This is a genomic window from Streptomyces sp. NRRL F-2664, from assembly GCF_000719345.1.
Lineage (GTDB): Bacteria > Actinomycetota > Actinomycetes > Streptomycetales > Streptomycetaceae > Streptomyces.
The window spans coordinates 56660-78081 of sequence record NZ_JOFX01000004.1 but is presented as its reverse complement, the minus strand read 5'-3'; the positions used below and the strand labels follow the sequence as shown (position 1 = coordinate 78081).

The 21422-nt window shown below is 72.1% G+C and carries 20 protein-coding genes and 1 tRNA gene; 9 read left to right on the top strand and 12 right to left on the bottom strand.

The features are described from left to right. Nucleotides 1-72: 72 nt before the first annotated feature. From IF89_RS0106240 to IF89_RS0106220, 5 genes are all read right to left on the bottom strand, one after another. A complete protein-coding gene (locus tag IF89_RS0106240) occupies nucleotides 73-1539 on the bottom strand; it encodes a peptidoglycan D,D-transpeptidase FtsI family protein (protein WP_030762393.1) in 1467 nt (488 codons plus the stop codon). Beyond that, nucleotides 1536-2960, bottom strand: a complete 1425-nt coding sequence (locus IF89_RS0106235) for an FtsW/RodA/SpoVE family cell cycle protein (protein ID WP_030762390.1) — start codon at nucleotides 2958-2960, stop codon at nucleotides 1536-1538. Before IF89_RS0106235 ends, IF89_RS0106240 begins: the two co-directional genes overlap by 4 nt. Before the next feature lie 28 nt (nucleotides 2961-2988). Then, nucleotides 2989-4503, bottom strand: a complete 1515-nt coding sequence (locus tag IF89_RS0106230) for a PP2C family protein-serine/threonine phosphatase (RefSeq protein WP_078628120.1) — start codon at nucleotides 4501-4503, stop codon at nucleotides 2989-2991. 93 nt (nucleotides 4504-4596) lie between these two features. Then, nucleotides 4597-5097, bottom strand: coding sequence for an FHA domain-containing protein FhaB/FipA (locus IF89_RS0106225; protein WP_030762384.1), 501 nt, complete (start codon nucleotides 5095-5097; stop codon nucleotides 4597-4599). A 10-nt stretch (nucleotides 5098-5107) separates the two neighbouring features. Further along, complete coding sequence (locus tag IF89_RS0106220) at nucleotides 5108-5926, bottom strand: FhaA domain-containing protein (protein ID WP_030762381.1); 819 nt, start codon at nucleotides 5924-5926, stop codon at nucleotides 5108-5110. Nucleotides 5927-6218: 292 nt separating this feature from the next. On the opposite strand from IF89_RS0106220, the gene IF89_RS0106215 reads away from it, so the two are divergent. From IF89_RS0106215 to IF89_RS0106190, 6 genes are all read left to right on the top strand, one after another. After that, nucleotides 6219-6301 (top strand) — tRNA-Leu (locus IF89_RS0106215). A 233-nt stretch (nucleotides 6302-6534) separates the two neighbouring features. Further along, a complete protein-coding gene (locus tag IF89_RS0106210; protein WP_030762378.1) occupies nucleotides 6535-8241 on the top strand; it encodes a sensor histidine kinase in 1707 nt (568 codons plus the stop codon). 9 nt (nucleotides 8242-8250) lie between these two features. Next, on the top strand, nucleotides 8251-8910 hold the full coding sequence (locus IF89_RS0106205; protein ID WP_043193146.1) for a response regulator: 660 nt from the start codon (nucleotides 8251-8253) through the stop codon (nucleotides 8908-8910). Nucleotides 8911-8967: 57 nt separating this feature from the next. After that, a complete protein-coding gene (locus tag IF89_RS0106200) occupies nucleotides 8968-10395 on the top strand; it encodes a DUF2252 domain-containing protein (protein ID WP_051806842.1) in 1428 nt (475 codons plus the stop codon). A gap of 166 nt (nucleotides 10396-10561) precedes the next feature. After that, nucleotides 10562-11323, top strand: a complete 762-nt coding sequence (locus IF89_RS0106195; RefSeq protein ID WP_107047217.1) for a hypothetical protein — start codon at nucleotides 10562-10564, stop codon at nucleotides 11321-11323. Between the two features lie 83 nt (nucleotides 11324-11406). Then, on the top strand, nucleotides 11407-11751 hold the full coding sequence (locus IF89_RS0106190) for a rhodanese-like domain-containing protein (protein ID WP_030026908.1): 345 nt from the start codon (nucleotides 11407-11409) through the stop codon (nucleotides 11749-11751). 22 nt (nucleotides 11752-11773) lie between these two features. Here the strand turns inward: IF89_RS0106190 and IF89_RS0106185 are convergent, their stop codons facing one another. From IF89_RS0106185 to paaA, 6 genes are all read right to left on the bottom strand, one after another. Continuing rightward, a complete protein-coding gene (locus tag IF89_RS0106185) occupies nucleotides 11774-12916 on the bottom strand; it encodes an acyl-CoA dehydrogenase family protein (protein ID WP_030762361.1) in 1143 nt (380 codons plus the stop codon). Nucleotides 12917-13050: 134 nt separating this feature from the next. Beyond that, entirely contained in the window at nucleotides 13051-14157 is a 1107-nt protein-coding gene (paaE, locus tag IF89_RS0106180; RefSeq protein WP_030762358.1) for a 1,2-phenylacetyl-CoA epoxidase subunit PaaE, read from the bottom strand. Further along, on the bottom strand, nucleotides 14158-14667 hold the full coding sequence (paaD, locus tag IF89_RS0106175) for a 1,2-phenylacetyl-CoA epoxidase subunit PaaD (protein ID WP_030762355.1): 510 nt from the start codon (nucleotides 14665-14667) through the stop codon (nucleotides 14158-14160). Next, a complete protein-coding gene (paaC, locus tag IF89_RS0106170; RefSeq protein WP_078628119.1) occupies nucleotides 14661-15398 on the bottom strand; it encodes a 1,2-phenylacetyl-CoA epoxidase subunit PaaC in 738 nt (245 codons plus the stop codon). Before paaC ends, paaD begins: the two co-directional genes overlap by 7 nt. Continuing rightward, a complete protein-coding gene (gene paaB, locus IF89_RS0106165) occupies nucleotides 15395-15679 on the bottom strand; it encodes a 1,2-phenylacetyl-CoA epoxidase subunit PaaB (RefSeq protein ID WP_030026914.1) in 285 nt (94 codons plus the stop codon). Before paaB ends, paaC begins: the two co-directional genes overlap by 4 nt. Continuing rightward, nucleotides 15676-16728 (bottom strand): 1,2-phenylacetyl-CoA epoxidase subunit PaaA, encoded by a 1053-nt coding sequence (gene paaA, locus IF89_RS0106160; protein ID WP_030762348.1) that lies wholly within the window; start codon nucleotides 16726-16728, stop codon nucleotides 15676-15678. The genes paaB and paaA overlap by 4 nt, the downstream gene beginning before the upstream one ends. A gap of 144 nt (nucleotides 16729-16872) precedes the next feature. On the opposite strand from paaA, the gene IF89_RS37750 reads away from it, so the two are divergent. From IF89_RS37750 to IF89_RS0106145, 3 genes are all read left to right on the top strand, one after another. Next, the gene (locus tag IF89_RS37750; protein ID WP_234327674.1) at nucleotides 16873-17535 is read left to right on the top strand and encodes a DUF5819 family protein; all 663 of its coding nucleotides are present in this window, start codon (nucleotides 16873-16875) and stop codon (nucleotides 17533-17535) included. After that, nucleotides 17532-18737: an HTTM domain-containing protein gene (locus IF89_RS0106150; RefSeq protein WP_234327685.1), complete on the top strand. Its 1206-nt coding sequence runs from the start codon at nucleotides 17532-17534 to the stop codon at nucleotides 18735-18737. Before IF89_RS37750 ends, IF89_RS0106150 begins: the two co-directional genes overlap by 4 nt. A 95-nt stretch (nucleotides 18738-18832) precedes the next feature. Further along, nucleotides 18833-19603, top strand: a complete 771-nt coding sequence (locus IF89_RS0106145) for a TrmH family RNA methyltransferase (protein ID WP_030762340.1) — start codon at nucleotides 18833-18835, stop codon at nucleotides 19601-19603. A gap of 16 nt (nucleotides 19604-19619) precedes the next feature. Here the strand turns inward: IF89_RS0106145 and paaN are convergent, their stop codons facing one another. Then, a complete protein-coding gene (paaN, locus tag IF89_RS0106140) occupies nucleotides 19620-21302 on the bottom strand; it encodes a phenylacetic acid degradation protein PaaN (protein ID WP_030762337.1) in 1683 nt (560 codons plus the stop codon). Nucleotides 21303-21422: the final 120 nt, after the last annotated feature.

Below are 21422 nucleotides of genomic sequence, written 5' to 3'. Positions count from 1 at the left end.
CGGTACCGTACGCGCGGATCCGCGGCGGAATCAGTGACGTGCGTCACGTGTTCCGGCCTGCGGCCCCTCCGTTCAGCCCTGGCTTCCCAGCACCGCTTCCATGACCGCCTTGGCGACGGGAGCGGCGAGACCGCCACCGCTGATGTCGTCGCGGGCGGTGCCCTCGCTGTCCTCGATGACGACGGCCACCGCCACCGGCGAGGTGCCGTCCGCGTTCTCGGCGTAGGAGATGAACCAGGCGTACGGGCGCTTCTTGTTGCCCTCGCCGTGCTGGGCGGTACCGGTCTTGCCGCCGACCGTCACGCCCTTGATCCGGGCCTTCTCGCCGGTGCCCTTCTCGACGACGTTGACCATCATCTGCTGGACCTTCTGCGCGTTGCCCGCGGACAGCGGCCGGCTCATCTCCTGCGGCTCGTGCTTCTCGATGATGTCCAGGTTGGGGGCCGTGAGGTTGTCCACCATGTAGGGCTTCATCAGCTTGCCGTCGTTGGCGATCGCCGCCGTGACCATGGCCATCTGCAGCGGGGTGGCCGCGGTGTTGAACTGGCCGATGGCGCTCTGCGCGTTGCCGTCCTTGCCCATCTTCTTGTCGTAGACGCTGGCGAAGGCACGGACCGGGATGTCGATCTTGTCGTTGTTGAAGCCGAACTTCTCGGCCGTCTCCACCATCTTGTCGCGGGTGACCTTGTCACCGAGGTTCGCGAAGACGGAGTTGCAGGAGATCCGCAGCGCCTCGTTCAGGCTGGCCTTCTCGCATCCCGTGTGGGAGTTGGGCAGCTGGGTCTTGGTGCCGGGCAGGATGTACGGCTCGGGGGTGTCCGTCGGGTCGTCGATCCCGTCGACCACGCCGTGCTCCAGGGCGGCCGCGGCGGTGACCACCTTGAAGGTGGAGCCGGGCGGGTAGGTCTCGCGCAGGGCGCGGTTGACCAGCTTCTTGTCCTCGCTGTCCTTCAGCTCCACCCACGCCTTCTCGTCCGCCTTGGAGTTGCCGGCGAAGGTGGACGGGTCGTACGAGGGGGTGGAGACCAGCGCGAGGATGGCACCGGTGCGCGGGTCGATCGCGGCGACCGCGCCCTTCTTACTGCCGAGCTTGTCGAAGGCGGCCTGCTGCGCGGCGCGGTTGAGCGTGGTGACGACGTTGCCGCCCTGCTTCTTCTCGCCCGTGAACATGCCGATGGTGCGGTCGAAGAACAGCCGGTCGTCGTTGCCGGTGAGGATGCCGTCCTCGAGCGATTCCAGCTGGGTGGCGCCGAAGGCCTGCGAGGCGTACCCGGTCACCGGGGACCACAGGGCCCCGTTCTCGTAGGTGCGCTTGTACTTGTAGTCGCTGCCGTCGGTGACGGTGGAGCCGGTGATCGGCTGGCCCTGGACGATGATGTTGCCGCGCTCGGTCGCGTACTGGGCGATCTGGACCCGTCGGTTCTCCTTGCGCGTGCTGAGTTCCTCGGCCTGGACGTACTGCAGCCAGTTGGTCCGGATCAGCAGCGCGAGGACGAGCAGCCCGCAGAACAGCGAGATGCGGCGCAGGGGCTTGTTCATGACGGACGGACCACCTGGGTCATCTCGGAGTCGGGGGACGGGGCGGGTGCCGGCGCCGGACGGCGGGCGGTGTCGCTGATCCGGATGAGGACGGCGATGAGAATCCAGTTCGCGAGGACGGAGGAACCGCCGGAGGCGAGGAAAGGCATCGTCATGCCGGTGAGGGGGATGAGCCCCATGACTCCGCCGGCGACGACGAAGATCTGGAGCGCGAAGGCACCGGAGAGGCCGATGGCGAAGAGCTTGCCGAACGGGTCGCGGGCGGCGAGGGCGGTGCGGACGCCCCGCTCGATGATGAGCCCGTAGACCAGCAGGAAGGCCATCACGCCGGAGAGGCCGAGCTCTTCGCCGACGGTGGAGAAGATGAAGTCGGAGTTGGCGGCGAAGCCGATGAGGTCGGAGTTGCCCTGGCCCCATCCGGCGCCGAGCACCCCGCCGGAACCGAAGCTCATGATCGACTGGCCGACCTGCTCACAGGCGCCGGAGGTGGCGTAGCAGCCGAAGGGGTCGAGCCAGGCGTTGACGCGGGCCTGGACGTGGCTGGCGAAGGAGGCCACCACGACCGCGCCGCCGACCGACATCAGCAGGCCGATGACGATCCAGCTGGTGCGCTCGGTGGCCACGTACAGCATGATCACGAACATGCCGAAGAAGAGCAGCGAGGTGCCGAGGTCGTTCTCGAAGACCAGGACCAGCAGGCTCATCGCCCAGATCATCAGGATCGGGCCGAGGTCGCGGCCGCGCGGCAGGTAGAGGCCCATGAAGCGGCGGCTGGCCAGTGCGAGCGCGTCGCGCTTCACCATCAGGTAGCCCGCGAAGAAGATCGCGATGACGATCTTCGCGAACTCGCCGGGCTGGATGGAGAAGCCGCCGACGCTGATCCAGATCTTGGCGCCGAAGACGTCGGCGCCCAGGCCCGGGACGACGGGCAGGATCAGCAGCACCAGGGCGCCGGCCATGGAGATGTAGGTGAACCGCTGCAGGACGCGGTGGTCCTTGAGGATGAGCAGGACGGCGGCGAACAGGGCGATGGCGAGCGCCGTGTAGAGCATCTGGTTGGGCGCGGAGGGCGAGAAGGCGCCGAAGCTGCGCTTGGCGAGGTTCTGCAGCCGGTCGGACTGGTCCAGGCGCCAGATCAGCACGACGCCCAGGCCGTTCAACAGGGTCGCGAGCGGCAGCAGCAGCGGGTCGGCGTACTTCGCGTACCGGCGTACGACGAAGTGCGCTATGCCGGCCAGGACGGCGAAGCCGGCCCCGTACGCGAACATGCCGGGGGGCAGCTCGCCGTGGATCGCCAGGCCCACGTTGGCGTAGGCGAAGATCGGGATGACCACGGCGAAGGCGAGCAGCAGAAGCTCGGTGTTCCGCCGGCTCGGCAGCTCGATGGCGCCGATGGTGGTCGTATTGGTGACAACGCTCATGGTGTGGCAGGCCCCCTGTGCCCGCGGGCTACTTTCCGCACAGGCCGACCAGCTGCTGCTCCTCGGGAGTCAGGCTGGGGCCGGGTGTCTGGCTGTTCTGCGCCTCGGCGCCTCGGCGCTCTTCGTCCTTCTTGCAGGCGGAGACCTGGACGCCGAGGTCGTCCAGCTTCTTGCGGGCCCCGTCGAGGCTGCCCTCGCTGATGGTGGCCTCGACCAGCTTGCGCTTGAAGGGCGGCAGGTACTTCAGTTCGATGTCGGGGCGGTCGGTCTCCACCTTGGAGAGCTCCAGCGGGCCGAGCTTCGGGCTGATGCCGCGGAAGAGTGCGACGTGCTCGCCCTTCACACCGACGTAGAACTGGGTCTGGGTCCAGCGCCAGCCGGCGTAGAGGCCGCCGCCGACGACACCGGCGACGACGAGCAGGGTCAGGGTGCGAGTGGTCCACTTGCGCCCTTTGCTGCGGCGCCTGCGGGGGTGGTCGTACGTGTCGTCGTAGCCGGAGCCGCCGTCGTAGCCGTCGGCCTCGCCGAAGGAGCCGTAGCCGCCGCCCTGGCCGTGCTCGCCGTACTCGCCGTAGCCGGGGGCGTCGCCGCTGCCGGGCGGGCCGAAGGCGCCTGCGGGGGGCGGGGCCTGGCGGCCGAGCCCGGAGGCACGGCCGGCCGGGGTCTGCATGGCGTTGTTGTTGTCGAAGAGCTGGTGCTGGTTCTCGGCGACCGCGCCGACGACCACCGGGGTGTCGTTGACCTGGGCGGCCAGGGTGTCGCCGCTGTCGGTGTCGAGCACGTCGGCGACGATGCAGGTGATGTTGTCGGGTCCGCCGCCGCGCAGCGCGAGCTGGATCAGGGACTGCACGGTCTCACGGGGGCCGTGGTAGTCGGCGAGGGTCTCCTCCAGCGTCTGGTGGGAGACCACGCCGGAGAGCCCGTCGGAGCAGATCAGGTAGCGGTCGCCGGCGCGGACCTCGCGGATGGAGAGGTCGGGCTCGACGATGTCGCCGCTGCCGAGCGCGCGCATCAGCAGGGAGCGCTGCGGGTGGGTCGTCGCCTCCTCCTCCGTGATGCGGCCCTCGTCGACCAGGCGCTGGACCCAGGTGTGGTCCTGCGTGATCTGCGTGAGGACGCCGTCGCGCAGCAGGTAGGCCCGGGAGTCGCCGACGTGGACGAGGCCGAGCCGCTGGCCGGTCCACAGCAGGGCGGTGAGGGTGGTGCCCATGCCCTCCAGCTGGGGGTCCTCCTCGACCATGACGCGCAGCTGGTCGTTGGCGCGCTGCACGGCGGTGGCGAGGGAGGTGAGGATGTCGGAGCCCGGGACGTCGTCGTCGAGCTGCACGAGGGTGGAGATCACCTCGGAGCTCGCGACCTCGCCGGCTGCCTGGCCGCCCATGCCGTCGGCGATCGCCAGGAGACGCGGGCCGGCGTAGCCGGAGTCCTCGTTCCCCTCGCGGATCATGCCCTTGTGGGAGCCGGCTGCGAACCGCAGGGACAGACTCATGCGCACCTGCCCTGTCGGCGAAGCTTCCTCCGGGTACAACCGGTCTCGAGCCACACTGCCCACCCTCCGGTCGGGAGCGCGCCCGTGTCCGTGTCGTCGGTGGCACGGATCACCGCCGCGCGCTCGCTCCGCTCGCTCATTCTCGTACTACTTCCGCAGCTCGATGACGGTCTTGCCGATGCGGATCGGTGCGCCCGGCGGAATGGGCGTCGGGGTGGTCAGCCGGGTCCGGTCGAGATACGTGCCGTTGGTGGACCCGAGATCCTCGACGATCCACTGGCCGTCACGGTCGGGGTAGATCCTGGCATGGCGGCTGGACGCGTAGTCGTCGTCCAGCACGATCGTGGAGTCGTGGGCGCGGCCCAGGGTGATCGTCTGCCCGTTGAGGGCCACGGTGGTGCCCGTGAGGATGCCCTCGGAGACGACCAGCTTGGTGGGCGCACCGCGACGCTGGCGCTGCTGCGGAGGCGCGGCCTGGCGGCCGCCCTGCTGCGGGGCGCCGCCGGCGCCGCCGCGGCGGGAGGAGCCGCGCTGGGTCACTCTCGTACCGAAGAGATCGCTGCGGATGACCTGGACGGCCACGATGACGAACAGCCACAGAACGGCCAGGAAACCCAACCGCATGACCGTCAGGGTCAGCTCTGACATTGCCCCCGCTTCACCCTTCGGCTTGCCGGTAAATGATGGTGGTGCTGCCCACGACGATCCGCGAGCCGTCGCGGAGCGTAGCGCGGGTGGTGTGCTGCCCGTCCACCACGATGCCGTTGGTGGACCCGAGATCCTGGATCGTCGAGGGCGTTCCGGTCCGGATCTCACAGTGCCGGCGGGATACGCCGGGGTCGTCGATCCGCACGTCGGCTTCGGTGCTTCGGCCGAGTACGAGCGTGGGGCGCGAGATCTGGTGGCGGGTGCCGTTGATCTCGATCCAGTGCCGCCGCGGGCCTGCGGAGCCCGCCACCGGGCCCGCGCCGGGGCCACCCGGGGCGGGCCGGCGGGCGCCGGGTCCGCCCGGGGGCGGGGCGCTGGGCATGGGCGGAGCGGCGACCGGCGGGTAGCCGTAGCCGCTCGCCGGGGACGGCGGCGCCCCCTGCGGCTGGGAGGTGCTGGAGGCGAGGGTGCGGCTGCGGACCCGGTAGAGCCCGGTGTCGAGGTCCTCGGCCTTCTCCAGGTGGACCTTGATGGGGCCCATGAAGCTGTAGCGCTGCTGCTTGGCGTAGTCGCGGACGAGGCCCGCGAGCTCGTCGCCGAGCTGCCCCGAGTAGGGGCTCAGGCGGTCGTAGTCGCCGGCGCTGAGCTCCACGATGAAGTCGTTGGGGACGACGGTCCGCTCGCGGTTCCAGATGGTGGCGTTGTTGTCGCACTCCCGCTGGAGGGCGCCGGCGATCTCCACCGGCTGGACCTCGGACTTGAACACCTTGGCGAAGGTGCCGTTCACCAGACCTTCGAGTCGCTGCTCGAACCGCTTCAGAACTCCCATGGGGCACCTCCTCCGTCGCTGTCGCCCTGTACTGCTTACTGATCGTATCCACGCGTGGCGGATTCGGGTGGTTCCCCATCGCTCCTGTGAGGACGAGTGTTGGTCCTCACAAGGGATCGTAGGGGCGCTCCGGGAACAGTGTCCCGCACCGGGAGCGGAGTGCGGGAGGGGCCGTCCGCACGAGGGCGTATGCCCCCGGGGAAAGCGATGTGAACTCACCCCGATCCCCGTGCTAATGTTTCGACGTCGCCAGGGGAACGGCCCGAAAGGGAAGACCACTGGGACGCTGCTCGGGCGAGTGGCGGAACGGCAGACGCGCTGGCTTCAGGTGCCAGTGTCCTTCGGGACGTGGGGGTTCAAATCCCCCCTCGCCCACAATGACGAGACGGTCGTCACCGCGAAATCGGTGGCGGCCGTTTCGCTTTGCCCGTGACGGTCCGTGGTCGCCCGCAGCGCGGCGGCGGGTGTCCGGTGTCCGGTGTGGCGTCGGTCACGGTGCGGCCCCGGAGCCGGACGCGGCCAACTGCCGGGCCGGATCCGACTTTCGTCGCGGCGGGTGAGACGAAAGAAGGCGGCTCGGGCGGGAGCCGGGTGTCTAGGGTCGGCACGTGGATGTGAGGGCGAAGACACGTGCGGGCCGGCAGTGGCTGCGGGGCCCCGAGCCGTGGACGCGGCGGATGCTGGCGGGGGATCTCGCCCTTGCCGGCGTGCTGGCCATCCTCGGACTGGGCGTCGAGGAACTCGACCATGGGTCCGGGCAACGGATGCTGCTGAGCGCCCTCGTCGTGCTGGTGCTGGCTCTGCTGCGCCGCCGGCTGCCGGCGGTGACGCTCGTGGCGGGTGCGGCGCTCAGCGCCGTCCTGCCCGGGCTGTTCTTCGTCCTGCCGCTGCTGGGCTGGTCGGCCGGGCGTCGGATCGTCGGCGTGAGCCGGGCGCTGGGCGCCTTCACACTGGCCTTCGCCGCATCGGTCGGCCTCAGCGTCCTGGACCAGTGGACGCAGATGCGACCGCTGCTGGTGATCGTGTTCTCCACGCTGATGTTCCTGGCGGTCACCGTGATGCCGGGCCTGGCCAGCCGGTACTGGTCGCAGCGCCGCACCCTGCTCGCGGCGCTGCACGAGCGCAACGGCCAGCTGCTGCGCGAGCGGGCCATGGTCGCCGGCCAGGCGCGGCTGCGCGAACGGCAGCGCATAGCCCAGGACATGCACGACAGCCTCGGCCACCAGCTGGCGTTGATCTCCGTGCACACGGGAGCCCTGGAGGTGGACCCCGAACTCACCGACCGTCAGCGGGAGGCCGTGGGCGTGCTGCGACAGGCCTCCGTGTCCGCGATGCACGAACTGCGCGAGGTCGTCGGCATCCTGCGCGACGGTGTGGAGGCGCCCGCGCCGGTGGAGGACGCCCAGCCCGCGGCACGCGGCGTGGCCGGGATCGCCGGGGTCGTGGAGGCGGCCCGGGGTGCGGGGACCGATGTGCGGTTGACCACCTCGGGGCGCCCGAGGCCGCTGGTCGCGGCGTGCGACCACGCCGCGTACCGGATCGTGCAGGAGGCCCTGACGAACGCCTACAAGCACGCTCCGGCCGCGCCGATCACGGTGGAGCTGCGGTACGAGGACGATTCGCTGGTGGTGGAGATCGCCAACGGGCCGTCGGCCGGAGCCGGCGAGGACGTGGTGTCGGGCGGTCAGGGGCTCACGGGGCTGCGCGAGCGGGCCCGGCTGGTCGGCGGCATGGTCCATGCCGGTCCCGCCGAGGGCGGCGGGTTCCGGGTGGCGGGCGTGCTGCCGTACGGCGCGGAGCCGGCCGGCGCCGAGGACGTGGCCGACGACTTCGGCCAGCAGGCGCAGGCGCAGAAGGGCACCCGGCCCCTGGTGCCGGGACAGCGCGGCGAGCAGCCGCCGATGGACTGGGCGGCCGTGGACCGGGAGCTGGCCGTACGGGTCCCCAGCCGCGCCGGCGGTATAGCGGTGGGCTGCGGGATCGCCTTCGCGGCGGTGGTGGTGCTGGTCATCGTGATGGTCGTCGCGATGGTGATGGTGATCGACACCGCGAGCGACTCGATGATCAGCCGGGACGAGTACGACGCCGTGCACGTGGGCGAGAGCGAGAAGTCGGTCCGCGACCGGCTGCCGGAGGGTGAGAGCTTCCTGACCGCTGGGGCCGACCGGAAGGGGCCTCCCCGGCCCGAGGGCTCCCAGTGCCTGGTGCTGCTGGCCGACCAGCAGCCCAGCACCCTGACCACGGACCTGGTTTTCCGCTTCTGCTTCCAGGACGGCAAGCTCGTGGACAAGCAGACGTACGAGGTCAAGCAGTAGGAGCACGGGGTGACAGCCGAAGTGATCAGAGTGGTGATCGCCGACGACGAGCCGCTGATCCGGGCCGGGATCAGGATGATCCTGACCTCGGCGCCGGACATCGAGGTCGTCGCGGAGGCGGCGAACGGCCGGGAGGCGGTGGAGCTGGCCCGCTCGCACGCCCCCGACGTGCTGCTGCTCGACATCCAGATGCCGGTGATGGACGGTCTGACCGCGCTCGGGGAGCTGCGGCGGGCCGCGCCGGAGGTGCGGGCCCTGATCCTGACCACCTTCGGCGAGAAGGAGAACGTCCTGCGGGCGCTGGGGCAGGGCGGCGCGGGATTCCTGCTGAAGGACTCGGCGCCGGGCGAGCTGATCGGGGCGGTCCGGGCGGCCGCGGCAGGGGACGCCTACCTCTCGCCCGGCGCCACCCGGCACGTGGTGGACCAGTTGGCGTCGGGGAAGGCCGCAGCGCGCGGTGAGGAGGCCCGTCGCCAGGTCGCCGCGCTGAGCGAGCGGGAGCGGGGTGTGCTGGCGCTGCTCGGCGAGGGGCTGTCCAACGCCGACGCGGGCCGGCGCCTGCACATGAGCGAGGCCACCGTGAAGACGTACGTGAGCCGGATCCTGGCGAAGCTGGGCTGCGAGAACCGGGTCCAGGCGGCCCTGCTGGCGCGCGACGCGGGTCTGTAGACGCTGGCCAGGGATGCCGGGCTCTCGGTACGGTCAGCGCGTTCTCGAAGCGATCACATGAACGAACGGGTGGGGGCAGCGCCGATGGCGTCGACAGCGGGACAGCGGATTCCGGACGTGGCGGGTTTCGCGCCGCGTGTGGCGGCGGACTCGCCGAAGGAGGCGGGCAAGGCACTGCGCGGCCGGGTGCCGCGGGCGGCGCACGCGGGCTTCACCCTGCCGGCCGGGCGGCCGGACGCGGTGCGGGCGGTGGAGGAGTCCAACGCCGGGCGGGTGGCCGAGCTGACGCCCATACGGGTCGGCCGGATGGCCGCCAACCCCTTCGCGTTCCTGCGCGGGGCGGCCGGGCTGATGGCGCACGACCTGTCCGGCGGTCCGGTGACGGGTGTCGGGGCGCAGATCTGCGGCGACGCGCACGCGGCGAACTTCGGCCTGTACGGGGACGCGCGCGGCCGGCTCGTCATCGACCTGAACGACTTCGACGAGACCGTGTTCGGCCCGTGGGAGTGGGACCTGAAGCGGCTGGCGGCCTCGCTGGTGCTGGCCGGCCGGGTGGTCGGGGCGGACGAGGACACCTGCCGGGCGGCCGCGCTGGACTCCGTGGGAGCCTACCGGCGGACCATGCGGCTGCTGGCCAAGCTGCCCGCCCTCGACGCGTGGAACGCCATCGCGGACGAGGAACTGGTCTCGCACGCCGACGCCCGCGACCTGCTGGGCACCTTGGAGCGGGTTTCGGAGAAGGCCCGGAACAACACCTCCGCGCGCTTCGCCACCAAGTCCACCGAGAAGGGTCCGGACGGCAGCTGCCGCTTCGTCGACGCGCTGCCCGTGCTGCGCCGTGTCGCGGACGAGGAGGCGGCGGCCGTGGCCGCCTCGCTGGGCCCGTACCTGCAGACCCTTCAGGGAGACCGGCTGCCGCTGCTGGCCCGGTACGCGATCCACGACGTCGCCTTCCGCGTGGTGGGCACCGGGAGCGTCGGCACCCGCTCGTACGTGGTCCTGCTGCTGGACCACCGGGGCGAGGCGCTGGTCCTTCAGGTGAAGGAGGCCCGGCCCTCGGTCCTGCTCCCGCACCTGCCGGGGCTGGGCTTCACCTCGCCGCCGGAGGAGCACGAGGGCCGCCGGGTGGTCGCGGGCCAGAAGCGGATGCAGGTGGTCTCCGACATCATGCTGGGCTGGACCACGGTGGACGGGCGCCCGTACCAGGTTCGCCAGTTCCGCAACCGCAAGGGCAGCGTGGACCCGGCGGCGCTGACCCCCGACGAGCTCGACGACTACGGGCGGATGACCGGAGCCCTGCTGGCCCGTGCGCACGCGCACAGCGTCGATCCCCGCCTGCTGGCCGGCTACTGCGGGAAGAACGAGGAGCTGGACGAGGCGATGGCGACCTTCGCCGTGGCCTACGCCGACCGGACCGAGGCCGATCACGCCGACCTGGTGGCCGCGGTGCGGGCGGGCCGGATCGCCGCGGAGACCGGAGTGTAGGTCGCGCAGGCGGCTGCGGGGCGGGCGGTGTTTCACGTGAAACACCGCCCGCGCGGGCGGGCCGTACCCTGGCCGGGTGAGCGAGCAGACCGAGCATCCTGAGCAGACAGTCCCCGGCGGGTCCGCCGACTCCTCGGCCACCGGCGAGGAGCGCCCCGAGGCGCGCCTGGAACGGGCCGTACGGGCCGCCGAGCAGGCGCTGATCGAGTTCGAGATCGCGGTGGAGACCTTCCGTGTGGAGGTCGAGAACTTCTCCCGCCTGCACCACCAGAAGCTCGGCCCCATGTACACGCGGCTCGACGAGCTGGAGGCGCTGATCGCCGAGGCGAAGGCGGCACGCACCGGTGACGCCGAGGATCTGAGGCGGGCCCGGGACGCGCGCTCGCTGGTGATGCCGATGCCGGGGGTGGACGAGCTGTTCCACGACTGGCTGGGCTCGGAGGGCATCTCCGACGACGCCGCGGCGATGCTCACCGACCGGCCCGTGCGGCCGCCCGAGCGGGTCCGCCCCTCCGAGGAGGTGCGCCGCCTCTACCGCGACCTGGTCCGCCGGGCCCACCCGGACCTCGCGCAGGAGGAGGGTGAGCGGGAGCGCCGCGACGCGTTCATCGCGCGGGTCAACGCCGCCTACGGGCGGGGCGACGAGGGGCTGCTGCGCGAGCTGGCCGAGGAGTGGGCGGCCGGGCCGGTGCCCGAGGCCTCCGTTCCCGGCGAGAGCGACGAGCTGTACGCCCGGCTGGAGTGGCTGGCGCGCCGCAAGGAGCTGCTGTCGCTGGTGGCGAAGGAGCTGGAGGAGAGCGCGATCGGGTCCATGCTGCGGATGGCCCCCGACGACCCGGACCGGCTGCTGGAGGAGATCGCGGAGCAGCTGCTGGCGCAGGTCTCCGAACGGGAGGCGCAGCTGGCGGCAGAGCTCGCCGCCGAGTGAGACGGGGCCGTCGGGGCGGACGCGGCTCGTCCTGCGGGTCCGATAGGTTGGCGGCAGACCGGTGAAGAGAGAAGGCGACAGTGATGAACTTCGGACCGCTGCCCTCGGTGGACGCCGCCGCGGTGCCCTCCGAAGGCTTTGTCCTCGACGTCCGTGAGGACGACGAATGGGCGGCCGGGCACGTCGAGGGTGCTCTGCACATTCCCATGAGCGACTTCGTGGCCCGCTTCGGGGAGCTGACGGAGGCCGTCGAGGACGGCCGCCGCGTGTACGTGATGTGCCGGGTCGGGGGGCGTTCCGCGCAGGTCACCCAGTACCTGGTGCGCCAGGACATCGACGCCGTGAACGTCGACGGCGGGATGCAGGCCTGGGACGGTGCCGGGCGGCCGATGGTGACGGACAACGGAAGCCCGGCCTTCGTGCTCTGAGCCGACCGCCCGGCCCTGGAGGTCAGGCGAGGGGGTGGGCGGCCAGCAGGTCGCCGAGGGCCTCCTCGTGGGCGGCGGCCGGCCCCAGCTGCAGCTCCAGCTGCTTGGCCCAGGCGTGGTAGCGGTGCAGCGGATAGTCGGTGTCGGCGCCGAAGCCGCCGTGCAGGTGCTGAGCGGTCTGGACGACCCTGCGTACGCCCTCCGATGCCCAGATCTTGGCGACGGCCACGTCGGCGGAGCTCGGTAGCGGACCGCCGGCGCCGCCCGTGGCGGCGTCGAGCCGCCAGGCGGCCTGCCACAGGGTGACGTCCATGGCCCGCAGGTCGATGTAGCGGTCGGCGGCCTGGACGGCGACCGCCTGGAAGGTGGCCACCGGGAAGCCGAACTGCTCGCGCTTGCTCGTGTACCGGCTCGTCATGCCGAGGACGGCCTCGCCCAGCCCGAGCGCCAGGGCACAGGTGCCGGTGGTGAGGACCTGGTGGAGCCGGTCCCAGGCTCCCGGGGTGTCGATCAGGTGGGTCCGCTCCACGCGCACGCCGTCCAAGGCGAGTTCGGCGAACCGCTCCCCGCTGGTGGAGACCTGCTCGGCGAGGGCGAGGCCCTCGGCGGAGCGCGGGACCAGCGCGAGGACGGCGTCGCCCTGACCCGTGTGGGCCGGTACGGCGATCCAGTCGGCGGTGTGCGCCCAGGGGACGGCGGTCTGGGTGCCCTCCAGGGTCCACGCATCGCCGTCGAGGCGTGCGGTGACGGCGAGTTCGGCCGGGTCGTGGCCGGAGCGGCCGTGCGCGGCTGCGGTCAGGACGAGCGTGCCGCTTCCGGCGCCCGGCAGCAGGGCGGCGGCCAGCTCGGCACTGCCGTGTGCCTGTACGGCCATGGCGGTCGCGCAGTGCTCCAGCAGCGGGACCCGGGCCAGCACCCGGGCTGCCTCGCGCAGGACGAGGCAGAGGGCGATGGTGTCCAGGCCCGCGCCGCCGTGCTCCTCGGCGAGGACGAGGCCGAGCAGGTCGGACGCGGCCAGCTTGGCCCACAGCGGGCGGTCGAAGTCGTCGGCGACGGCGCCCGGGGTGAGGGCGGGGCTGGGCACGCCGTCGGGTGCGACATCCGCGAACACGGCCGTGGCCGCCTCGACTGCGGCCCGCTGCTCCTCGGTGAAGGTGAAGTCCACTGCCTGTCCTCCCGCTCGACCTGACGGTGCGTCAAGATAGAGCAGGTTCATGGAAATGGACAGGGGAGGACAGCAGGAGGGACGGCCGAGCGCGGCCGGGCCGAACCGCGCGGATCCGGCCTGAGCGGCACCCCTCAGCGGTCGAAGTCGATCTCCACTTCCTCGGTGACCGGGTGTGACTGGCAGGCCAGCACGAAGCCGGCGTCCGTCTCCTCGGCCTCCAGGGCGAAGTTGCGGTCCATGCGGACCTCGCCCGACACCACGAAGGCCCGGCAGGTGCCGCAGACGCCGCCCTTGCAGGCGTACGGGGCATCCGCGCGGTTGCGGAGCACCGCGTCCAGCAGGGACTCCCCGTCCTGGACCGGCCAGGTGCCGGAGCGGCCGTCGAGCCGGGCGGTGACGCGGCCGGCCGCGGTGGTTGCCGACGACGTCGCGCGGACCGGCGCGGGGGCGGTGTCCTCGACGTGGAAGATCTCCTCGTGCACCCGGGCCCGGGCGACGCCGAGGGCGCTGAGCGCCCGCTCCGCCCCCTGCACCAGGCCGTAGGGCCCGCACAGGAACCAGCCCGTGACCTCCGCCACCGGCAGCAGTGCAGGCAGCAGCGACGTCAGCCGCTGCTCGTCCAGCCGACCGGAGGGCAGTCCGGACTCCTGCTCCTCCCGCGAGAGGACGGTGACCAGCTGGAACCGCGACGGATAGCGGTCCTTCAGGTCGGCGACCTCCTCCAGGAACATCGTCGAGGCAGCCGTGCGGTCGCTGCGCACGAGGCAGAAGCGGGCGTCGGGCCGGGCGGCCAGCACACTGGCGGCGATCGACAGCACCGGCGTGATCCCGCTGCCGCCGACGATCGCGGCGTAGTGCCCGGACGCGGGAGCCGCAGCCGGGTCCAGCACGAACCGCCCGGCGGGGACCATGACGTCCAGCACGTCCCCGGCCGCGATCTCCTTGTGGGCGAAGGTGGAGAACTCCCCGCCCTCCACCAGACGCACCCCGACGCGCAGCCGCGCCGGGCCCGGTCCGCCGGCCGTCGGCGCGGGCGAGCAGATCGAGTAGGTGCGGCGGACCTCCGCACCGCCGTCGGGCGCGGTGCGGCGCAGCGTCAGGTGCTGCCCGGGGGCGTGGCGGTAGTCCTCGCGCAGTTCCTCGGGGACCCGCAGGGTCAGCGCCACCGAGTCGTCGGTGAGCCGGTCGACTGCCGCCACCGTCAGCGGGTGGAACGCGCCGTGGCGGGGGGCGGCCATCTACAGCTCCTTGAAGTGGTCGAACGGTTCGCGGCAGGCGGTGCAGCGGCGCAGCGCCTTGCACGCGGTGGAGGAGAAACGGCTGAGCAGTTCGGTGTCGGTCGATCCGCAGTTGGGGCAGCGGACGGACAGGGTCACCGGGACCGGCCCGCCGGCCGCGTGCGGCCGGGGCGGGGCGATGCCGAACTCGGCCAGCTTGCGGCGCCCCTCGGCGCTGATGTCGTCCGTGGACCAGGCCGGGGCCAGCACGGTGGTCACCCGCACCTCGGGGATGCCGTGGCCGGTCAGGACCCGCTCGATGTCGGCGGACATGGCCTCGATGGCCGGGCAGCCGGTGTACGTGGGGGTCAGGGTGACCTCGGCGTGGCCGTCGTCGTGCATCCGCACGCCGCGCACCACGCCCAGCTCGCCGAGGGTGAGCACCGGCAGCTCGGGGTCCGGGACGGACCCCGCCAGCTCGGCCAGCTCGGCCTCCAGGCGGGTCGTCGCGACGTCCGTGGTGGTCACCATGACGCCCCCGGGTGGCTGCGGTGCAGATGCTGCATCTCGGCCAGCATCCGGCCGAAGGACTCGGTGTGCAGGCCCTGACGGCCGGCGCCGGCCGTCCAGGCGCCGGTGCGCGGTCCGTCGGGCAGGGTGAGCCCGGCCCGCTCCACGACGCCGGTCAGCGCGGCCAGCCAGCGCCCTTCGAGGGCCACCCAGTCCACGCCGTCGAGACCCTCCACCGGCTGGAACAGCTCCCCGGTGAACTTCCACAGAGCCGTCAGCGCCGCCTGCATGCGGGCTGCGCTCTCCTCGGTGCCGTCGCCGAGCCGCAGGGTCCACTGCTCGGCGTGGTCGCGGTGGTAGGCCGTCTCCTTGACGGCCTTGGCCGCGAGTGGCGCGAACGGGCTTTCCGCGCGAGCCAGTTCCGCGTAGAGCTCGTGCTGGTGGATCGAGAAGTAGAGCTGGCGCGCGATGGTGTGGGCGAAGTCGCCGTTGGGCTGCTCGACCAGCTGGAGGTTGCGGAAGGAGCGCTCCTCGCGCAGGAACGCCAGCTCGTCCTCGTCGCCGACCATGGACAGCAGGATGCGGGCCTGGCCGAGCAGGTCGAGGGCGATGTTGGCAAGGGCGACCTCCTCCTCCAGCACCGGGGCGTGCCCGGCCCACTCGCCGAGGCGGTGGGAGAGGATCAGTGCGTCGTCGCCGAGGGCGAGGGCCGCCGCGGTGACGGCGCCGGCGTGGATGTCGGTGCCGGTCACAGGTGGCTCACTCCCTCGGGGATGTCGTAGAAGGTGGGGTGCCGGTACGGCTTGTCGGCGGACGGGGCGAAGAAGGGATCGCGCTCGTCCGGCGAGGAGGCGGTGATCGCGGTGGACGGGACCACCCAGATCGAGATGCCCTCGTTGCGCCGGGTGTACAGGTCGCGGGCGTTGCGCAGGGCCATCTCCGCGTCGGGGGCGTGCAGGCTTCCCGCGTGCGTGTGCGACAGGCCGCGGCGCGAGCGCACGAACACCTCCCACAGGGGCCAGTTCTGCGTCATACCCGTGCCTCCTCGTTCTGTCCGGCGGGCTCCGCCGTCTGCTGCTGTGCCGCCTGCTTGCGTGCGTACGCGGCGGCCGCGTCACGCACCCAGGCGCCTTCTTCGTGTGCCCGGCGCCGTTGGCCGATCCTCTGGTCGTTGCAGGGCCCGTTGCCCTTGAGCACGTCCCAGAACTCGGCCCAGTCGATGGCGCCGAAGTCGTGGTGGCCGCGCTCCTCGTTCCACTTCAGGTCCGGGTCGGGCAGGGTCAGGCCGAGGGACTCGGCCTGCGGGACGGCGATGTCCACGAACCGCTGGCGCAGCTCGTCGTTGGAGTGGCGCTTGATGCGCCAGGCCATCGACTGCGCCGAGTGCGCCGACTCGTCGTCCGGCGGACCGAACATCATCAGCGAGGGCCACCACCAGCGGTTCACCGCGTCCTGGGCCATGGCGTGCTGCTCCTCGGTGCCCCGGGAAAGGGCCATGAGGAGCTCGAAGCCCTGCCGCTGGTGGAAGGACTCCTCCTTGCAGATCCGCACCATGGCGCGGGCGTAGGGCCCGTAGGAGCAGCGGCAGATCGGTACCTGGTTGGTGATCGCCGCGCCGTCCACGAGCCAGCCGATCGCGCCGACGTCCGCCCAGGTCAGGGTCGGGTAGTTGAAGATCGAGGAGTATTTCTGCTTGCCCGAGTGCAGCTTGTCGAGGAGCTCGTCGCGGCTGGTGCCGAGCGTCTCCGCCGCGCTGTAGAGGTACAGGCCGTGGCCCGCCTCGTCCTGGACCTTGGCCATGAGGATGGCCTTGCGGCGCAGCGAGGGCGCGCGGGTGATCCAGTTGGCCTCGGGCTGCATGCCGATGATCTCGGAGTGGGCGTGCTGTGCCATCTGGCGGACCAGGGAGGCGCGGTACTCATCGGGCATCCAGTCGCGGGGTTCCACGCGCTCGTCCGCCGCCACCGCGGCGTCGAACGCCGCTGCGAGCTGTGCGCCCAGGTCAGCCGTCATGCCCGTCCCGTCCGTCCCGTCCGTCCCCAGGGCCGCGTCCGGGCCCGTTTCCGGGGTCACTGCCACCATTTCCGGCCCCTTGAGGGTCTTTGCCGGCCGTCCGTCCACCCGACCGACCGATCGTTCGGTTCCTTTGCTTCAATGGTGAGACGGCGGCCCGTAGGGTGTCAACCTCTGTGGTCAACCCTGTGGACGCCGGACGATCGGGGCGGGATGGATTCGAACGAGCAGGAGCTCGCCGAAGGGGCCGCTCCACCACCCCCGCGGGCGCCCGGAATCGCCGGCCTATCGACCCCGTACCGGGTCGTGACCGTCCTCGCCCTGTGCGGCGTCGCCCTGGCGGCGTGCACCCACCTCGCGCTGGTCTTCCTGCACGTGGCGCCGTCCAACACGCTCAGCAAGCGGCACGCCGGGGCTGTCGACGCCTGGATCTACCCCGAGTTCGAACAGAACTGGAAACTCTTCGCGCCCAACCCGCTCCAGCAGAACATCGCCGTGGAGGCGCGCGCCGAGGTGCGGACCGCCGCCGGCGAGCTGATCACCACCGGCTGGCGGGACCTGAGCGCCGAGGACGCGGCGGCGATCCGGCACAGCCTGCTGCCGAGCCACACCCGGCAGAACGAGCTCCGGCGGGCCTGGGACTTCTACACCGGCTCCCACGACGAGGACGAGAAGCCCCTCGGCGAGCGGGGCGAGCTGTCCGAGGAGTACCTGCGCCGGATCGCGGTCAACCGGCTCTCCCAGGAACACCGCGGGGGCCGCCTCCTGCGGGTCCAGATGCGGTCGGCGACGACGGCCGTGCCCGCGCCGAAGTGGAGCACCGAGACCACGGACACCCAGACCTACTACCGGGAGCTGCCGTGGTGGAAGGTGTGAGACGGGCCCGCACCGCGCTGGCCGGGGCCGTCGCGAGGGTCAGCGGGCAGGCGCTCGGCCCCTACCAGAGCGCCGTCGTGCGCATCGGCTTCGCCGGCACCTGGCTCTTCTTCCTGCTGCGGGAGTTCCCCCACCGCGCCGAGCTGTACGGTCCGGACGGCCCGTGGAGCCAGGAGCTGGCGGAGCGGCTGCTCGACTCCAACGGCGCCTTCACGGTCCTGACGTGGTCCGCTTCGAAGCTGTGGTTCGAGACGGTCTACGCGGTGGCCGTACTGGCGAGCGTCGGCCTGCTGCTGGGCTGGCGGACGCGGGCGACGTCCGTGGTGTTCATGGTCGGCGTGCTGTCCCTGCAGAACCGCAGCGTGTTCATGGGCGACGGCGGGGACAACGTCATCCACCTCGTGGCGATCTACCTGGTGCTGACCCGGTGCGCGCAGGTGTGGTCGCTGGACGCGCGCCGGGCGCGGACGCGGGGCTCGGCCACGGCGGGCGCGGCCGGGCCGGTGCTGTGGGGGGTGCTGGGGGCGGTCCTCGCCCACGGGGCGGCCGCCGGGCGGTTCAGCCACGGCTGGCTCGCGGCGTTCGCGGCGGTGTGGGTGCTGAGCGGCCTGTGGTGGCTGGTCGACCGCCACGAGCCGGAGGGCGAGGGGCGGGCGGTCCTGGACGTCCTGGCGAACGTGCTGCACAACGCGGGCATGTTCGTGATCATGGCGGAGGTCTGCCTGATCTATGCGACGGCCGGCTGGTACAAGATCCAGGGATCGCGGTGGCAGGACGGCACGGCGCTGTACTACCCCCTCGGGCTGGACTACTTCACCCCGTGGCCGACGCTGTCCGCGCTGCTCGCGGGCAGTGGCACGCTGGTGATGCTGCTGTCGTACGGCACGGTGGCGGTGCAGGTCGCCTTCCCCTTCGCGCTGTTCAACCGTCGGCTGAAGAACGTGCTGCTGGTCCTGATGATGCTGGAGCACGCGGGGATCGCGGTGCTGCTGGGGCTGCCGTTCTTCTCGCTGGCGATGATCGCGGCCGATGCGGTGTTCCTGCCGACCGGGTTTCTGGTGCGGCTCGGGACCGGTGTGGTTGCGCTGTGGGGCCGGTGGAGCCCTGCGGGGCCTTCCCCCGCCCCGCCCCTTCCCGAAACCGGGCTCCGCCCGGACCCGGACCCCGATCCGGACCCGGCCCTCGAACCTCGGACGGGCTGAAGCACCGGGGGCTCCGCCCCGGACCCCCGCGCCTCAGACGCCGGTGAGGCTGTGGTGCCGCCGGGGCTGAGCGGGAGGCGGCGTAGGGTCGGGGGATGAGTGAGCGGGTGGACGGGGACGAGACGGTGCGGCAGTGGCTGGAGGGTGCCGGGCGGGCGGACCTCGTGCTCCTCGACGGGTTCCACGCGCTGAAGCACGCTCTGCGGTTCGGGGCCGAGGTACGCGCGGTCGTCGCCGACGACCCCGAGGCTGTAAGGGCTCTGGCGGGCGAGCTGGCTCCGGACGTCGAGGCCGACGTGGTCCGGCTGGTGCGGCCGGCGGTGCTCAAGGACCTGCTGCCGCGGGTCCACCCGACCGGCGTCGCGGCCCTCGCCGTCCGGCCCGACCGGGCCGCCGCCCTCGCCGGCCTGCGGCGCACGCCCAGGGCAGCGCCCGTCGTCGTCCTCGACAACCCCCGCAACCTCGGCAACGTCGGAGCCGTCGTCCGCCTCGCCGCCGGCCTCGGGGCCACCGGCGTGGTGACCCGCGGCGACCTCGACCCCTGGCACCCCAACGTGGTCCGGGCCGGGGCCGGCCTGCACTACGCCACCACCGTCGAACGCCTCGCACTGGAGGAGCTGCCGCCCGGGCCCCTCTACGCGCTCGACCCGGAGGGCGCGGACATCCGAGGCCTCACCCTCCCGGACGACGCCCTGCTGGCCTTCGGCTCGGAGCGGCACGGGATCTCCCCCGAGCTGCGCGCCCGCGCCGACCACCTGGTGTCCCTGCCGATGCGTCCGCGGGTGTCCAGCTACAACCTCGCCACCAGCGTCGCCATGGCGCTGTTCCACTGGGGCGGCCCCCCGCCCACCGCGCCGGACGCGTGAGCGGGGGACGGGCCCGTTACGCCTGGCGGCGGACCTCCACCACGCGGAAGCGGTTCGCGACGAAGGCGCCGTCGCACAGCGCGGCATTGGCCGCCGGGTTGCCGCCGGAGCCGTGGAAGTCGGAGAAGGCCGCGGTCTGGTTGACGTAGACCCCGCCGGTGAGGTTCAGGGAGAGCTGCGCGGACTCCTCCAGGCAGACCTCCTCGACGGCGCGCTCGGTGTCCGGGGAGGTGGTGTAGGCGCCCACCGTCATGGCGCCCTTCTCGCGCACCGTGCGGCGCAGCAGGTCCAGCGCGTCCGCCGTGGAGTCCACCGCCACCGCGAAGGAGACGGGGCCGAAGCACTCGGACAGGTACGGCGCGGAGTCGTCCGGCTTGGCGGCGTCCAGCTTGACCATGACGGGCGTGCGGACCACCGCGTCCGGGAACTCGGGGTTGGCGACCTCGCGCGAGGCGAGTGCGACCTCGCCGAGCGAGGCGGCCGCCTCCAGGCGGGTCTTCACGTCCGGGTTGACCAGCGCGCCGAGCAGCGCATTGGCCCGGGCGTCGTCACCGAGCAGACCGCCGACCGAGGCCGCGAGGTCGGCCACGACCTCGTCGTACGTCTTGTGGCCGGCATCCGTCGCGATGCCCTCGCGCGGGATCAGCAGGTTCTGCGGGGTGGTGCACATCTGGCCGCTGTACAGCGAGAGGGAGAAGGCCAGGTTGGCCAGCATGCCCTTGTAGTTGTCGGTGGAGTCCAGGACGACGGTGTTGACGCCGGCCTTCTCCGTGTAGACCTCCGCCTGGCGGGCGTTGGCCTCCAGCCAGTCGCCGAACTCGGTGGAGCCGGTGTAGTCGATCAGCTTGATCTCGGGGCGCACCGCGAGATCCTTGGCGATGCCCTCGCCCGGGCGCTCGACCGCGAGCGCCACCAGGTTGGGGTCGAAGCCCGCCTCGGCGAGGACCTGCCGCGCCACCTGCACGGTCAGGGCGAGCGGCAGGACGGCCCGCGGGTGCGGCTTGACCAGCACCGGGTTGCCGGTGGCCAGCGACGCGAACAGGCCCGGGTAGCCGTTCCAGGTCGGGAAGGTGTTGCAGCCGATCATGAGGGCGATGCCGCGGGGGACCGCGGTGAAGGTCTTGCCCAGCTCCAGCGGGTCCTTCTTGCCCTGCGGCTTCGACCAGTCGGCCCGACCCGGGACCCGGGTCTGCTCCTCGTAGGCGTACGCGACGGCCTCCAGGCCGCGGTCCTGCGCGTGGGGGCCGCCCGCCTGGAACGCCATCATGAAGGCCTGGCCGCTGGTGTGCATGACGGCGTGCGCGAACTCGTGGGTGCGCGCCGAGATGCGGGCCAGGATCTCGATGCAGACCAGGGCGCGCGCCTCCGGTCCCGCGTCGCGCCAGGCGGCCATGCCGGCCTTCATCGCGGGCAGCAGCACGTCCGGGTCCACGTGCGGGTACTCGACGCCGAGCTCCGGGCCGTACGGGGACTTCTCGGAGCCCGTCCAGCCGTCGGTGCCGGGCTGGCCGAGGTCCAGCCGGGTACCGCGGAGCGCCTCGAAGGCGGCGAGTCCGTCGGCCGGCGCGGTCTCGCCGTAGGCCTTGGGGTGCTCGGGATGCGGGGACCAGTAGGCGCGGCTGCGGATCGCCGACAGGGCCTGGTCCAGAGTGGGCCGGTGCTTGGCGGACAGCTGGGGGACGGTGAGCTCGGCGGCCATCAGGGACCAACTCCTCGTTGAGCCGGGCGAAGGAGAGCAGACTGGAGTTAGAGTAACCGAACGATCGGTCGGGACAAGAGGGCCCGGCGGACCTGTGGACAAGTCGGTGCGGGAGGATCA